This window comes from Pseudarthrobacter sp. R1, from assembly GCF_024494415.1.
Lineage (GTDB): Bacteria > Actinomycetota > Actinomycetes > Actinomycetales > Micrococcaceae > Arthrobacter.
Genome location: NZ_JAMKFI010000008.1, coordinates 706,069 through 721,077 on the forward strand (window position 1 = coordinate 706,069; position 15,009 = coordinate 721,077).

A 15,009-nucleotide genomic window follows, 5' to 3' on the forward strand; every position below is an offset into this window, starting at 1 on the left:
CAAAAGAAAGCCAATATGCGAGTCCTAGCAGCAATGAGCGGCGGAGTTGATTCCGCCGTCGCCGCCGCCCGCGCCGTCGAGGCGGGGCACGACGTCGTCGGGGTCCACCTGGCGCTCTCCCGCATGCCCGGCACACTGCGGACCGGAAGCCGTGGCTGCTGCACCATCGAGGACTCCCGGGACGCCTGGCGCGCCTGCGACGTCCTGGGCATTCCCTACTACGTCTGGGACTTCTCTGAGCGCTTCAAAGAGGACGTTGTCCAGGACTTCATCGACGAATACGCCGCAGGCCGCACCCCCAACCCGTGCATGCGCTGCAACGAGCGGATCAAGTTCGCGGCGCTGCTGGAAAAGGCCATCGCCCTGGGCTTCGATGCCGTCTGCACCGGACACTATGCCAAGGTCATCGAGGACGCCGACGGCAACCGCGAACTGCACCGCGCCGCTGACTGGGCGAAGGACCAGAGCTACGTCCTGGGCGTCCTGACGCACGAGCAGCTCAAGCACTCCATGTTCCCGCTGGCCGACACGCCCTCCAAGGCTGAAGTGCGCGCGGAAGCTGAACGCCGCGGACTCTCCGTGGCCAACAAGCCCGACAGCCACGACATCTGCTTCATCCCCGACGGCGACACCGCCGGCTGGCTCGCCGAAAAGATCGACATGACCACCGGCGACATCGTGGACGAAACCGGTGCCAAGGTGGGGGAGCACCCCGGTGCCAACGCCTTCACAGTGGGCCAGCGCCGCGGCCTGAAACTTGGCACCCCCGCCGCCGACGGCAAGCCCCGGTTTGTCCTTGAGATCCGGCCCAAGGAAAACAAGGTGGTGGTGGGTCCCGAAGCCCTGCTGGCCATCGACGAAATCAGGGGCATCAAGGTGTCCTGGGCCGGCCTGCCCATTGCGGAAGTGGAAACGGGCCAGGACTTCGACTGCTACGCCCAGGTCCGGGCGCACGGCGACCCCGTCCCCGCGACGGCCCGGATGGAAGCCCAGGAAGAAGGCTCCGGCGCTGAATTGGTGGTTCGGCTGAACACGCCGCTGCGCGGCGTCGCCCCCGGGCAGACCGTGGTCCTTTACCAAGGCAGCCGGGTACTGGGCCAGGCCACCATCGACGCCGCACGCTCACTCCAGCGCGCCGCGCTCTAGACCATTCATTCCAGACACCGCCCAGATTCAACCGGGGCGGTGTTCTTCGTTGTGCCGCCCGCAACTGAGAGCATTGCATCATTCAGGTAAATTTTGTGTCTCAACTCACAAAATGGCCCGTGTTGGGGGTTGACTCTCTGATTGAATCTAGGCATCAGCACAGCGCGCTCCTGCCCATGCAAAGCCATCCTGCAGCGACCGGCGGGGCGCGTACTCATCGAACAGAAAGTTCACAGATGACGAAGAGCATCAAGGCACTGCACGGCGCGATCGCGCTGGCAGGCATTTCCGCACTCGCATTGACTGCCTGCACGGGCCCCTCAGGCGGCGGCGGAACCTCTACCGGCGATGCCGGCGGCGGGGCCATCACCTACGGAACCACTGACAAGGTCGTCACGCTGGATCCCGCCGGTTCCTACGATGGCGGCTCGTTTATGGTGATGAACCAGATCTATCCCTTCCTGCTCAACTACAAGCCCGGCACCGCCGAGGCCACCCCGGACATCGCTGAATCGGCTTCCTTCACCAGCCCCACCGAATTCACGGTGAAGCTCAAACCGGACCTGAAGTTCGCCAACGGCCACACCCTTGACTCCTCCGACGTCGTTTTCTCGTTCAACCGCGTGAAGGCCATCGACGATCCCAACGGCCCCGCTTCGCTCCTGGCCAATATGGAGAAAATCGAAGCGACGGACCCCACCACCGTGGTGTTCACCCTCGCTGCCGGAAACGACCAGGTGTTCCCTGGCGTCCTCGCCTCCAACCCGGGACCCATTGTGGACGAGGAAGTCTTCCCCGCGGACAAGATCATGGACGATGACGCCATCATCGCCGCGAAGCCTTTTGCCGGCCAGTACACGATCGAAAGCTACAAGAAGAACGAACTGGTCAGCTTCAAGCCCAACCCGGACTACCAGGGGATGCTGGGCGCAGCGGCCAACGACGGCGCCACGCTCAAGCACTACGCGGACCCGAACAACCTGAAACTCGACGTCCAGCAGGGCAACATCGATGTTGCAGGCCGCATCCTCACGGCAACCGACGTGGCCGACCTGGAAAAGGACTCCAAGGTCAAGGTCCACAAGGGCCCAGGCGGGGAACTGCGCTACATGGTCTTCAACTTCGACACCATGCCGTTCGGCGCGAAGACTCCCGAAGCCGATCCCGCGAAGTCGCTGGCCGTGCGCCAGGCCATCGCGCACCTCGTTGACCGCGACGTCATCGCCTCCCAGGTCTTCAAAAACACCTACACTCCCGTCTATTCCTACGTCCCCAAGGAATTCGAGGGGGCCGCGGAGCCGCTGAAGAGCCTTTACGGTGACGGCAGCGGCAAGCCCAGCCTGGACAAGGCAAAGAAGGTCCTGGCCGACGCCGGCATCACCTCCCCGGTTGACCTCAAGCTGCAGTACACGGACCGGTACGGCACGTCCGCCGCCGATGAGTACGCCCTCGTTAAGGAACAGCTTGAGAAGTCCGGCCTCTTCACCGTGGACCTCAAGTCCACGGAGTGGACCACTTACACCAAGGAGCGCCGCGCGGATGCCTACCCGGTGTACCAGCTTGGCTGGTTCCCGGACTACTCGGATGCGGACAACTACCTGACCCCGTTCTTCATCCCCGGCAACTTCCTCGGCAACCACTACGAAAACGCTGCCGTAACGGACATCGTCAAGAAGCAGCTGGTAACCACGGACAAGGCGGAGCGGAGCGAACTGCTCGGCCAGGCCCAGGAAGCAATCGCCAAGGATCTCTCCACGCTGCCGCTGCTGCAGGGTGCCCAGGTGATGGTGGCCGGAACGGATGTCCAGGGAGTCGAAAAGACCCTGGACGCATCGTTCAAGACCCGTCTTGGCGTGATGTCCAAGTAGGTCCAGCGACCATCCGGTTCTGACCGCACACGGGGCGGGACGTGATGCGCCTACAGCCAGGTGCACGTGTCCCGCCCCGTCTGCTGGTCACGGTTGCTGCACTCCTGCCGGAGCCGCAGCGCCGGCAACGACAACTTTAGGTACCCATGACAACACTTATTGACGCGCCCCCAAGCGACGCGGACGGCCTCCTCCCGGCCGCCAAAAAATCTTCCGGCGGGGGACTTGGCCAGTACATTCTGGTCCGCTTCCTGCTAATCTTCCCCACGATCTTCATCCTGGTGACCATGGTCTTCTTCCTGATGAGGATTACCGGTGACCCCATAACTGCGGCCATGGGCGGGCGGCTGCCTGCCGACCAGCTTCAGGAGCGCATCCAGGCTGCCGGCTACGACCGGCCCCTCCTGGTCCAATACTTCGAATACCTCGGCCAGCTGGCCACGGGCAACTTTGGCCGCACCCTCACGGACAACCGGGCCGTCGTCGAAATGCTCTCAACCTATGGCTCAGCAACACTGGAGCTGACCATCAACGCACTGCTCGTCGCCCTCCTGGTGGGCATCCCGCTCGGCATGGTCGCGGCGCACCGCCGGGACAAGGCTCCCGACGCCGTCCTGCGGGTCTTCGCCATTCTTTGCTACGCCACTCCCGTGTTCTTCGCGGGCATGCTGCTGAAGCTGACCTTCTCAGTGTGGTTGGGCTGGCTGCCGGTTGCCGGCAGGGCCAAAACATCCAGCGAACTCGCCCTGACCTCCCTGGAAGCCCCCACCGGGATCTACTGGCTGGACGCGCTCCGAAGCGGAAACATGGCAGCGCTCAGCGACGTCATGGCCCATGCTGTCCTGCCCGCCGTGGCGCTGGGGCTCCTGACGGCCGGGATCTTCCTGCGCCTTGTTCGGACCAACGTCATCGGCACCTTGGGCAGGGATTACGTGGAGGCCGGCCGGTCCAGGGGAGTGAGCGAATACCGCCTGGTCACCAAGCATGCCTACAAGCCCGCCCTGATCCCGATTATCACCGTGATGGGGCTGCAGATCGCCGTGATGCTCGGCGGCGCGGTACTGACCGAAATTACGTTTGAGTGGAAGGGCCTGGGATTCCAGCTGGCCAACTACCTCACGGCACGCGACTTCGTAGCGGTCCAGGGCATCGTGGTGCTGCTCGCCATCATCGTCGCCTTGACCAACTTCATCGTGGACATTATCGCCGCGCTGATCGATCCCCGCGTGAGGTACTGACATGAGCATTCCAGCCGTTCCCGTCCCGATGGAAAGTCCGCGGGCGCCCTGGTACCGGCGCCTGCCGGTCGTCTCGCATTTCAACAAAAGCGTTGGCCTCCAGCGCGGCATGCTGGTGGCAGGCCTGATCCTGACCGGCGCTTTTGTCCTGACGGCGCTCTTCGCCCCGCTGCTGGCGCCCTACGGCTTCTCCCAGCTGTCCGACGCCGACGGCAACTTCCCCACTCAGCAGGCCCCGGGCGGCAAGCACCTTTTGGGCACAACGGTAGGGGGCTATGACGTCCTGTCGCGGGTGATCTGGGGTGCGCAGACCGCCATCCTGGTGATCGTCGTCGCCGTGGTCATGTCCATCGTCGTCGGCGTCGTCCTGGGCTTGGTCAGCGGATACCTGGGCGGGTGGCTCGACCGGATCCTGGTGGTCATCGCCGACGCCGTCTACGCCTTTCCGTCGCTGCTGGTGGCCATCGTGATGGCCATCGTTATCAGCGGGGGCCAGTCCAGCCTCATCGGCGGCATCTTCGCCGCCGGCACCGCCATCACGCTGGTATTCATTCCGCAGTATTTCCGCGTCATTCGGGCCGAGACTGTCAGGTTGAAGGCCGAGCCGTTCGTGGAGTCCGCAAAAGTGGTGGGCGCCTCCAACATCCGCATCATGAGCCGCCACATCTACCGCAATGCCACGCGCACCTTGCCGCTGATCTTCACGCTAAATGCCTCCGAAGCCATCCTCATCCTGGCCGGACTGGGGTTCCTTGGTTTCGGCATCGAACCCAGCTCGGCCGCCGAATGGGGCTTCGACCTCAAAAAGGCGCTCGCCGACACCACCTCCGGGATCTGGTGGACCGGCATGTTCCCCGGCCTGGCCATCGTGGTCACGGTAGTGGGCCTGACCCTGGTGGGCGAGAGCATCAACGACCTGAATGATCCGCGCCTGCGCGGCCGCAAGAGCACAGGGGGCAGCTCCCCGGCGCCGGTGGACACCGCCGCCATCGCAACAGAAGTGAGGGCATCATGACCGTCAATAACGACCCGCTGTCCGGGCGGGATCGCGGCCGCCCGGTTCTTGACATCGACCACCTCCGGGTCACTTTCGCCACCGACGGCGGTCCCGTCCATGCCGTCAAGGACGTCAGCCTGGAGGTGCGGAAAGGCGAAGTGCTCGCCATCGTGGGGGAGTCCGGGTCCGGCAAGACAGTCACCGCCAAGACCATCCTGGGCCTGCTTCCGGAAACGGCCAGCAGCTCAGGTGCGGTGGTGATCAACGGGGCTGACGTGATCAGTGTCAGTGCCGCCCGCCTCCGCCAGATCCGCGGCCGCGACGTGGCCATGGTTTTCCAGGAACCCTCCACGGCGCTGAACCCGGTATTCACCGTGGGCTGGCAGATCGCCGAAGGCATCCGAGCCCACACCGGCAGCGGAGGAAAGCGGGTTTCTGCCAAGGAAGCCAAGTCCCGGGCCGTTGAAGCGCTGCGCAAGGTGGGCATCCCCGATCCGGAACACCGCGTCAACTATTACCCGCACCAGTTCTCCGGAGGACAGAAGCAGCGGGTGGTGATCGCCGCGGCCCTGGCACTGAATCCCGGCCTGATTGTTGCCGACGAACCCACCACCGCGCTGGACGTCACGGTCCAGGCAGAGATCCTGGAACTGCTCCGGGACCTGCGGGACAAGTACGGCACGTCCATTGTGCTCATCACCCACAACATGGGCGTGGTGGCGGACCTCGCCGACCGCGTGGTGGTGATGTACCAGGGGGACGTCGTCGAGGAGGCGCTCGCACGCACCCTGTTTGCCGAACCGCGGCAGGACTACACCCGAAAGCTGCTCGCCGCAGTACCGCACCTCGGGCACAACTCTGCGTCGCAAGGACTTACCGCCCGGGCGCACCAGGATGAGGAAGTCCTGGTGGAAGCCAATAACCTGACCATCGAGTACCCGGGCAGGCTCGGAACACCGGCATTCAAGGCCGTGGACCGGGTCAGCTTCACCCTGTCCCGGGGCGAAGTGTTCGGACTGGTGGGGGAGTCCGGTTCCGGCAAGACCACCATCGGACGGGCCATCGCGGGCCTGAACAGGACCACCGGGGGCAGCCTCCGAGTGATGGGATACGAGATGCTGAACCTTCGGGAGCGGACCTTCAAACCGCTCCGGAAGGACATCGGCTTTGTATTCCAGGACCCTGCCGCTTCCTTCAACCCGCAACTGACCATCGGGGACTGCATCGCCGAACCCATGGTCATCCATACGAAGCCAAGCCCGGCGCAGGCGCGCAAACGCGTCGGCGAGCTGCTCGAATCAGTCCAGCTGCCGGCGTCGTACGCAGGACGGTACCCGCATGAGCTGTCCGGCGGCCAGCGCCAGCGCGCTTCCCTGGCCCGGGCCCTCAGCCTTAACCCGCGGCTGCTGATAGCTGACGAGCCGACGTCGGCCCTGGACGTTTCAGTGCAGGCCAAGGTCCTGGAGCTGTTCAAGGACATCCAGCAGGAGTTCGGCTTCGCCTGCCTCTTCATCAGCCACGACCTCGCCGTTGTGGACATCCTCTCCTCCTGGGTGGGCGTCCTCTACAAGGGGAGGCTGCTGGAGCAGGGCATCGGAAGCCAGGTGATGGGAAACCCGCAGCATGACTACACGCGGCGGCTCATCGCCTCCCTTCCCGTACCGGATCCGCAGGAACAGGCGAGGCGGCGGGAAGAAAACCGGGCACTGCTCGGGATCTGAAGCCCTGGGCCTTGGGTGAGCGCCGGTGCCCGATACCGGCACCGGCGCTTAACACCCGGTCGAAACAGGAGCCCTCCCATAGACTTGAACCATGACGCAGCACAACCTCCACGCTCCTGACTCCGATGACTACGACCCCTCCGCCAGTTCCCTGGCCGGCCAGGTGGACAACTCGGTGATGGCTGAGCTGCTGTCCATCCGCTCCAGCATCGACAACATCGACGCCACGCTGGTCTACCTCCTGGCTGAGCGCTTCAAGGCAACCCAGAAAGTCGGGTTCCTCAAGGCCACCCACCGGCTGCCCGCAGGCGACCCGGGGCGTGAAGCTGCCCAAATTGCCCGGCTGCGCAGGCTGGCCGAAGACGCCCATCTGGATCCTGCCTTCGCGGAAAAGTTCCTGAATTTCATCATCGGCGAGGTCATCCGGCATCACGAAGCGATCGCCGAAGACCATGAGGCCGCCTCGGGGCAGCACCCGCAGGCATCAGCACTCGCGTGAGGACCGGAGAACGGCACGAAGCCGGGTCCGGCGCAACACGCGGGAACGAGGCACCGCCGCGGGAGGTAACGGCCACCGGACTTGGGCCCTGGCCCGGCGAGGACCCGGTGGAGGCGGCAAAGATCATCCGGGGCGAGCTGGGCAGCCCCCATCTGCCATTCCTTGCCGAACTGCCGGACCGGGGCGTGGGGTCGGATGCCCTGGGCCGCACCGCTTGCCTCCTTGAGGAGTTGGCCGTGGACGTCCAGCCCTATGGTTGGCGGCTCGTGGACCGGCCCGGCAAGGACTTACGCCGCGCTGCCTCGGCCCTTGCCACTGACATCAACGTCCTGGCTGATGTGGCCGGTGCCGAGGAGAAGCCGGCTGCGGAGGTCAAGGTCCAGTTGGTGGGTCCGCTAAGCCTTGCGGCCGGCCTCCACCTGCACAACGGCGAGCGCGCCCTCATGGACTACGGCGCCCGGCGGGATCTCGCAGCTTCCCTGGCTGCCGGCGTCGGCCCGTATCTTTCCCGGGTCTCGGCAGCGGTTCCCGGTGCCCGGCTGGTGGTACAGGTGGATGAGCCTGACATCGCAGCCGTCCTGGCCGGCACCATTCCCACGTCCAGCGGGTACCGCACGTTGCGTGCAGTTGCAGCCTCCGAGGCGCGGGAGTCTTGGCGTATTGTCCTGGACGCTTTGCGGGCCGCCGGCGCCGCCGAGATCGTTATTGCCGTTCCCGAAATTGAAGCGCCATTCGAACAGATCCTCGCGGCCGGAGCCGACGGCATTGCTGTTCCACTGAAGGCGCTGACTGCCCGGCAATGGGAGCAGCTGGCCGGAGCCGTGGAAGCGGACAAACGCCTGTGGATCGGGGCGCTGGACGTAGCGGGGAACTCCCTGCCCAGGGTGGCTGACAGCGTCGAGGCGGTATGGCGCCCGTGGCGGCAGCTCGGCCTGCCGGCAACTGCCATCAGTACGGTACGCGTCACGCCCTCTGCAGGACTTGCCGGCCGCAGCCCGGCTGAGGCTACGGCGGTCCTGGGCCGGATCACGCAGGTCGCCGATGGGCTGAACCAACTGGCACAGGGCTAGGAGCGTCAGACTCGGTTTTCCCAGCGGTCCGGCTGCGCGTACCGCGGCAGGAAGCTCTGTGCTGCGCTCCGGCCAGTGTATGCACGCAGCCTGTAGTCGAAGCTGCCGGCATAGACCAGCACCAGGCCGATCTGGGGCTGAATCACCTTGACCTGGATGTGGTGCTTTCCGTTGCCGCCTTCAGCCGGGTCCCACCACTGTTCAGCGTAGGCTTTGGCGTCCAGGGCGGCAGGAAGGGGGATGCGGAGGGGGCCAAGAAAAAGCCTCGAAGCTTCGGAAACGCCGCGGAGCCGCCCCTGCGCTGTCACGCTCCGGTTCAGGTCCGTCACCAGCCGCCGGTACCTCCCCACGTAGTCAACCAGCCGGGACGCCCCGTTGTGGCTGGCCAGGCTGGTGGTGTCCTGGAAGATGCGGGTACGCCCCGGGAAGCGGATTTCCCGCCGCGCCGTAAGGCTGGAACGGCCAAAGGGATCCTGGTGCGCGTGGTTTTCGATCCGGAACGGAATGTTCTCCCCGTACTCCGGAAAAAACGCTTCCTCCCCGCCGGCCAGCCGCAGCAGCGGACGCAGCCAGTCCTGGCGGCAGCCCACGACGTCGAACGTGCCCTCGCCCACGCCGTACTGGCCGCTGCCCGGCACCAGGGCAAAGTACTCCTGCAGTTCGGGCTGCAGCCGGCTGAAGTCCGAACCCAGGGCCTGCTGGTAGATCGGTACGTTCATGGGGACCTCCTCGTGAGGGCACGGACAGCGATAGGGACTTCACAATCTACCTGCAGCCTTGAGCCTGATGTACATATCCGCCAGCTGTGGCGGGAGCTCCTGCGGCTCGGCATCCACCACTTCCACGCCATGGTGCCGGAGCTCGGCGGTGACTGCTGCGCGCTGCAAAAGCGCGCGTTCGGCGGCGGCGGCGCGGAAGACACCGGTGGCACTGTCACGTTCCCGCAGCATCGTCCCGAGCTGGGGGTCCCGGACGGCCGCCACCACCACCACGTGCTGGCGGGCCAGTTGCACCGCAGTGGGAATAAGGCCCTCCTCCGGCGCGCCGCCCTCCAGGGAGGTCAGCAGCACCACCAGGGACCGGTGGGCGGACACGGCCCGCACCTGCCCCGGGATCGCGGACCAGTCCAGTTCGATGAGTTCGGCTTCCAGCGGGGCCATCGCCTGGACCAGTTGGCCCAGGAGATTGCCCTGCCCGGCAGATCCCGCCCTGGCCCGCGTCCGGCGGTCAAAGGCCAGGAAGTCCACCCGGTCTCCACCCCTTTCCGCAAGGACTCCCAGCAGGAGGGCCGCTTCCATGCCGGTATCCAGGCGGGGCTCGTCGTCGATCCTTGCTGCCGAGGTCCTGGACGTGTCCAGAACCATCACGACGCGCCGGTCGCGTTCCGGCCGCCAGGTGCGCACCACTACGGCAGACCGGCGGGCCGTAGCCCGCCAGTCAATGGATCGGACGTCGTCGCCGCGGACGTAGTCACGCAGGGAATCAAACTCGGTGCCGGCACCCCTGATCTGGACGGCGGCCTTGCCGTCGAGCTCGCGGAGCTTACGCAGTTTGGATGGCAGGTGCCGCCGGGAATGAAAAGGAGGCAGGACCCGCAGTACGCCGGGGCAGTCGATGGTCCGCTGGCGGGCTGCCAGCAGCAATGGTCCGTAGGAGCGGACGGTGACGTGGGGGGCCTTGAGGTCTCCGCGCCTGGCAGGCTGCAGCCGCACACTGGTCCGCCGGCCTTCGCCAGCCGGTACGTTGATGTCCTGGACTGGATTTTGTGCGCCGGCGGAGGGCTGCCACGCATCACGTACTGTCCCGCGCAACCGGCGCCGTCCATCGTTCCGGACGGTAAGCACAGAGTCCGCGGTTCCCTGCAGGGTCACGTTGCCGGGATCCCGGCGCACCACCCGGACGTTGCGCAGCGAGCCGGCCAGGACAAGGTCCACGGCTGCCAGGGCCAGCAGGCAGCCGGCCACGAGGAAGACCGTGCCCCATCCGGGCACCAGCAGGACCGGCACCAGGCCCAGCAGCACCAGCACCACAAAACGCCCGGAAATGGCCATTAGCGCGGAACAGGTACGGAAGCGAGGATGCTGGCAAGGACATCGTCCACCCGCACCCCGTCCATCTGCGCTTCAGGCTGGAGCGTCACCCGGTGCCGCAGGCAGGGCAGGGCCAGCGCCTTGACGTCATCGGGTGTGACGAAACCCCGTCCCGACAGCCAGGCCCAGGACCGCGATGTGTTCAGCAATGCCGTGGCGCCGCGGGGCGACACGCCCAACTGGAAGGATGGTGCCTGCCGCGTGGCCCTGGCCAGGTCCACGATGTAGCCGATAATTTCGGGCTCGACCGAAACGGTGGCCACCGCCTGCCGGGCCCGCTCAAGGTCCGCCGCACCTGCCACCGGCCGGACACCGGCGGCTGCAAGGTCACGCGGATCGAAACCGGCGGCGTGGCGGCGGATCACTTCCATCTCGTCCCGGCGCTCCGGCAAGGGCATGGTGAGCTTCAGCAGGAAACGGTCCAGCTGTGCCTCGGGGAGGGGATAGGTGCCCTCATACTCCACAGGGTTTTGGGTGGCGGCAACAAGGAAGGGTGAGGGCAGCGGCCGCGATACGCCGTCCACCGAAACCTGCCGCTCCTCCATGGCCTCGAGCAGCGACGCCTGGGTCTTGGGCGGGGTCCGGTTGATTTCGTCAGCGAGCAAGAGGTTTGTGAACACCGGCCCCTCGCGGAACGAGAACTCGGAGCTGTGGGAGTCGTACACCAGTGAACCGGTGACGTCACCCGGCATCAGGTCCGGCGTGAACTGCACCCGTTTGGTGTCAAGGCTCAGGGCCGCGGACAACGCCCGCACCAACAGGGTCTTGGCCACGCCCGGCACACCTTCCAGCAGCACATGCCCCTGTGACAGCAGGGCAATCAGCAGGCCGGTGACGGTGGCATCCTGCCCCACCACCGCCTTCGCCACCTCATGGCGCACGTCCAGCAGCGCCTGACGGGCGGAATCATGGGTATTGTCAAAGACCCGGGGGCCGCTGCCTTGTTCGCTCATCGGCTACTGACCTCTTTCTCTAGGGTGTCCAGTTCCTGCGACCAGGCCACAAGCCGTGCCTCGCTGCGGGGACGTTCGTTGAGCAGTTGTTTGATGTCCTGGGAGGGCCGGTCCATGAACCGGGCCGTCGCTTCCGCAGTGTCGTCCGCGGTGGCACCCGGCCCCAGCCGCAGCTTCCGGGCCAGCCGCACCAGCGTCCCGGCCCGCAGGTTGTCCCGTGCCTGGTCGATTGCACGCGAGTCATGGTAGAGCCGGGCCCTTCCCTCTGCCGTCTCCACAGCCTTGACCACAACGGGCAGCGGCTCGAAGACCAGCGGCCCGTGGCGCCGGCCCCGCCAAAGGATGGCAGCCAAGGCCACCAGGGCGAGCCAGAGGCCAAGGAAACGGGCCCAGTCCGGTGCCAGCTCATCGAGCGTTTGCGGCGAACCGGACGTCTCCAGGTCAGTCACGGACGGCAGGTACCAGACCAGGTCCGCTGAACTGCCAAGGGTCCGGATCGCGAGGGCGGCGTTGCCCAGTTCGTCGAGCCGTTCGTTGCTGAGGATGGCCGTGCTGCCCAGGACCGAGAGGCGCCCGTCGCCGCTTACGGTCAGCAGCCCGGCGGCGGAGCCCGTGGGCCGGTAGCAGGACGTCCCGCCGTCGTACACGAAGCCGGACTCGCCGGAGACGGCGCCGGCGGCTTCCGCATCCTGGAGCGCGCAGCCGGGCTCCAGGACTGTTGAGGCCTCCGGCACCACGCCGGCCTGGCTGATGCCGCTGTCCAGCGCGGCGAGCGTCTGCAGCCGGGGCGATACAACCACCACGCGATTCGCGGCGCCGGACAAGTCGCGCAGCCGGGAGTCATCCAGGAACCCGTCCCGGTCGTACAGCAGAAGCGTGGGGGAGGCGCCATCGGCAAGGGCGGCCATCGCGTCTTCGAACGTGTCGGCGTCCCGGACGTCAACCCCGTGCCGGCCCAATATTTGGGTGACAGCCCGTGCTCCCTCGGGTCCCGGGTTATGGACGGACAAGGCAACACCGTCGCCCTTGGGGGCGAGCTGTCCCCAGATGACCAGCCCCAAGGCCACGGCCACGACTGCTGCCACGGCAGCAAGGGCGCGGTGCCGGCGGAGCCACCGAAGCGGGTTCCTGCCGGCAACCCCGGTTTGGGCGCTGTGGCGCTCCATGTCCGCAGCGTCGGAAACCACTCCGGTCATGGCAGCGCCGCCCGATCCTGGTGCAGGGCGTCATTTTGCTGGTCCACGTTCTTCGCAGGCTTCGTTGCCTCGAGATGTTGGTCCAGGCCGGCTATCGCCCGGTAGTCAGAGCTGCCCGCCGTCCAGTTTCCGTAGCGCACTGCGTCGAAAGTCCTGGCGGCCTGGTGGAGGCGCGCGGCTTCGGCCGGGAACGGGACGGACAGGGCGAGGACCACTTCGTCAGCGGTCCGGCCGGGCTGCGGATCAAGGACCGTACGGTCTTCCGCAGAACGGACCAGCGCACGGAAACGGTCGACGACGGCGTCCCCCCACTTGCCTGCTGCGGCTGAGGCTTGCGCGCGCAGCCGGTAGTCCGAAGCTCTCAGTTCAGTGTCCGGCTCGAAGACTTCCTTGCGTTGCCGGGTCTTCGGGTTCAGGCGGGGCCGGGCCAGGATCACGGCGACGGCGATGACTACCGCGATGACGATTCCGATGACCGGGCTCGGCACCGGGCCCGCTTCGCCGGACGGTCCGTCCAGGGACAGCAGCCAGTCCAGGAAACTTCGCCACAACGATTCCAGCCAGCCCGGCTCGGCGTCCCGGTACTCGGATTTTGCGAGTTCCTCAGCTGCCCACCGCCGGGCCTCCTCGGCCCCCGGGAGCACTGGAGGTTCAGCGGACATTCGGCCAGGCTCCGCCGGGGCTTGTCCCGGGACGAGGGCCCGGCCCGGATACAGTCATCCCGCGTCCGGGGATTCCTTCCGGATCGGCGCCGGTTTCCAGCAGGCGGAGCAGGGCGATGTCCAGCCCGTCCTTCCGCATCCGCAGATCCATGTAGAGCAACGCCATCACCGACGTTTGGAAGGCATAGCCCACTGCGCCGATCAGTGCACCCAGGACGGCAGTGGCCACGCCGACTGCAACGGCGATGGTGACCTCCTGCTCAGTGCCGCCGTGCGGCGAGATGAAACCGCCAAGGAAGGTGGGCAGCAGGCTCACCGGGATCGCCACCACCTGCCCGATGATGCCCACCATGATGCTCACCACCAAGGTGATCCCGAAGATCCGCCACCAGTTGGCGCGGGTGAGTGCCCAGGAGCGGCGCAGGCCATCAAGGGCGCCAAGTTCTTCAATGACGACGGCGGCAGGGGCCACCATCAGCTTGATATAGATCCACGCGAACACGGCAATAAAAGCCGGCACCAGGGGAATGAGCAGCAGGGCGCCCGTGCCTTCCAAGCCGGCGACCAACCCCACGGCGACCGCTGCAATAACCAGAAACCCGAGCAGGCCCGCCACCATCATCAGCGCGGCCAGGCGGACCAGCGCCCAGGCCCGAGAATGTGTCAGGCCCCACATCTGCCGGAATCCGGTGGGGCGGTTGAGGATGGACCTCGCTACGGGCACCACCATTGCGCCCTGGAGCACGGCCGAGATAAAAAGCGTCAGTACACCTACCAGCAGGATGGCGGCCAGAAAGCCAAGGCCGAGGGAGGCAAGGTCGGCAGGACTGGCGCTCTCCGCCCAGGTTTCAAAGGAGACCAGGGAGGTGGCTGTCACGGCCGTGATCACGGCGGCGAGGATGGCTGCGAGGGATTGCGCGAGGACGGCGGCGCCCAGCATGGCTTTGGCGTTGCGCCGGATCGTCTGGAAGGAGCCGTCCAGGATCTCACCGAACATCAGGGGGCGCAGCGGAACAATGCCGGGTTTGGGCGGGGCTACGTAACGGGGCTGGCCGTAGGGTTGCTGGCCGTAGCCCGGGTACTGGTACGGGGATTGGGGTGTGCCCCACTGCTGCTGCCCCGGCCCGGGACCCCAAACAGGCTGGCCGCCCCATTCGGGTTGTTTGCTCCATTCGGGCTGCTTGTTCCACTCGGGCTGTTTGTTCCACTCTGGCTGGCCGCCCGATTCAGGCTGTTTGCCCCACGCGGGCGCCGCACCCCAGCCCGCCTGGCCATAAGTGGGGGGCGCGGGCTGCATATTCGCGCCGAAGCCCGGTACGCCGTCGTCGCTGCCTTGGCTGCCGTCAGCGCCGGGGGCTTGGCTGCCGGCGCCCGGGTCGCCGTCAGCGCCGGAGCCTTGACCGTCGGTGGCACCGCCTTTAGCGGACCGGTCCCAGCCCTGAGGCCGTTGCGCGCCCGGATCCTCTTGTGACACCCTTGTTCCTTCCCCCGTAGCTATGCCCGGCTGTAGGCGCCCGGGCCGCAGCACACGGTGGGCACCGGGAACGTCCGGCTTCGTCCCAGCCTATA

General features: G+C 66.4%; 13 protein-coding genes. 7 read left to right on the forward strand and 6 right to left on the reverse strand.

Annotated elements, in window-relative coordinates; all coding sequences use genetic code 11:
- Positions 1 to 15: 15 nt before the first annotated feature.
- The 7 genes from mnmA to M8J71_RS14155 all read left to right on the forward strand — a co-directional run bounded on the left by mnmA (position 16) and on the right by M8J71_RS14155 (position 8,539).
- A complete protein-coding gene (gene mnmA / locus M8J71_RS14125; protein ID WP_256248481.1) occupies positions 16 to 1,146 on the forward strand; it encodes a tRNA 2-thiouridine(34) synthase MnmA in 1,131 nt (376 codons plus the stop codon).
- Between the two features lie 236 nt (positions 1,147 to 1,382).
- A complete protein-coding gene (locus M8J71_RS14130; protein ID WP_256248482.1) occupies positions 1,383 to 3,014 on the forward strand; it encodes an ABC transporter substrate-binding protein in 1,632 nt (543 codons plus the stop codon).
- Positions 3,015 to 3,160: 146 nt separating this feature from the next.
- Positions 3,161 to 4,252: an ABC transporter permease gene (locus tag M8J71_RS14135; RefSeq protein WP_256248483.1), complete on the forward strand. Its 1,092-nt coding sequence runs from the start codon at positions 3,161 to 3,163 to the stop codon at positions 4,250 to 4,252.
- Position 4,253: 1 nt separating this feature from the next.
- Complete coding sequence (locus tag M8J71_RS14140; protein ID WP_256248484.1) at positions 4,254 to 5,267, forward strand: ABC transporter permease; 1,014 nt, start codon at positions 4,254 to 4,256, stop codon at positions 5,265 to 5,267.
- Entirely contained in the window at positions 5,264 to 6,970 is a 1,707-nt protein-coding gene (locus M8J71_RS14145) for an ABC transporter ATP-binding protein (protein WP_256248485.1), read from the forward strand. The genes M8J71_RS14140 and M8J71_RS14145 overlap by 4 nt, the downstream gene beginning before the upstream one ends.
- Before the next feature lie 91 nt (positions 6,971 to 7,061).
- Positions 7,062 to 7,469: a chorismate mutase gene (locus tag M8J71_RS14150; RefSeq protein ID WP_256248486.1), complete on the forward strand. Its 408-nt coding sequence runs from the start codon at positions 7,062 to 7,064 to the stop codon at positions 7,467 to 7,469.
- On the forward strand, positions 7,466 to 8,539 hold the full coding sequence (locus M8J71_RS14155) for a hypothetical protein (RefSeq protein WP_256248487.1): 1,074 nt from the start codon (positions 7,466 to 7,468) through the stop codon (positions 8,537 to 8,539). The genes M8J71_RS14150 and M8J71_RS14155 overlap by 4 nt, the downstream gene beginning before the upstream one ends.
- Before the next feature lie 5 nt (positions 8,540 to 8,544).
- On the opposite strand, the gene M8J71_RS14160 is transcribed toward M8J71_RS14155, so the two are convergent.
- Genes M8J71_RS14160 through M8J71_RS14185 form a run of 6 tightly spaced genes read right to left on the reverse strand, consistent with a single transcriptional unit; the run spans position 8,545 to position 14,914 of the window.
- Positions 8,545 to 9,258, reverse strand: a complete 714-nt coding sequence (locus M8J71_RS14160; protein ID WP_256248488.1) for a DUF4166 domain-containing protein — start codon at positions 9,256 to 9,258, stop codon at positions 8,545 to 8,547.
- Positions 9,259 to 9,297: 39 nt separating this feature from the next.
- Entirely contained in the window at positions 9,298 to 10,590 is a 1,293-nt protein-coding gene (locus M8J71_RS14165) for a DUF58 domain-containing protein (RefSeq protein ID WP_256248489.1), read from the reverse strand.
- Positions 10,590 to 11,582, reverse strand: a complete 993-nt coding sequence (locus M8J71_RS14170) for an AAA family ATPase (protein ID WP_256248490.1) — start codon at positions 11,580 to 11,582, stop codon at positions 10,590 to 10,592. Before M8J71_RS14170 ends, M8J71_RS14165 begins: the two co-directional genes overlap by 1 nt.
- Entirely contained in the window at positions 11,579 to 12,778 is a 1,200-nt protein-coding gene (locus M8J71_RS14175) for a DUF4350 domain-containing protein (RefSeq protein ID WP_256248491.1), read from the reverse strand. The genes M8J71_RS14170 and M8J71_RS14175 overlap by 4 nt, the downstream gene beginning before the upstream one ends.
- Positions 12,775 to 13,440, reverse strand: coding sequence for a DUF4129 domain-containing protein (locus tag M8J71_RS14180; RefSeq protein WP_256248492.1), 666 nt, complete (start codon positions 13,438 to 13,440; stop codon positions 12,775 to 12,777). Before M8J71_RS14180 ends, M8J71_RS14175 begins: the two co-directional genes overlap by 4 nt.
- Positions 13,430 to 14,914 (reverse strand): DUF7847 domain-containing protein, encoded by a 1,485-nt coding sequence (locus M8J71_RS14185; RefSeq protein ID WP_256248493.1) that lies wholly within the window; start codon positions 14,912 to 14,914, stop codon positions 13,430 to 13,432. The genes M8J71_RS14180 and M8J71_RS14185 overlap by 11 nt, the downstream gene beginning before the upstream one ends.
- Between the last annotated feature and the right edge of the window lie 95 nt (positions 14,915 to 15,009).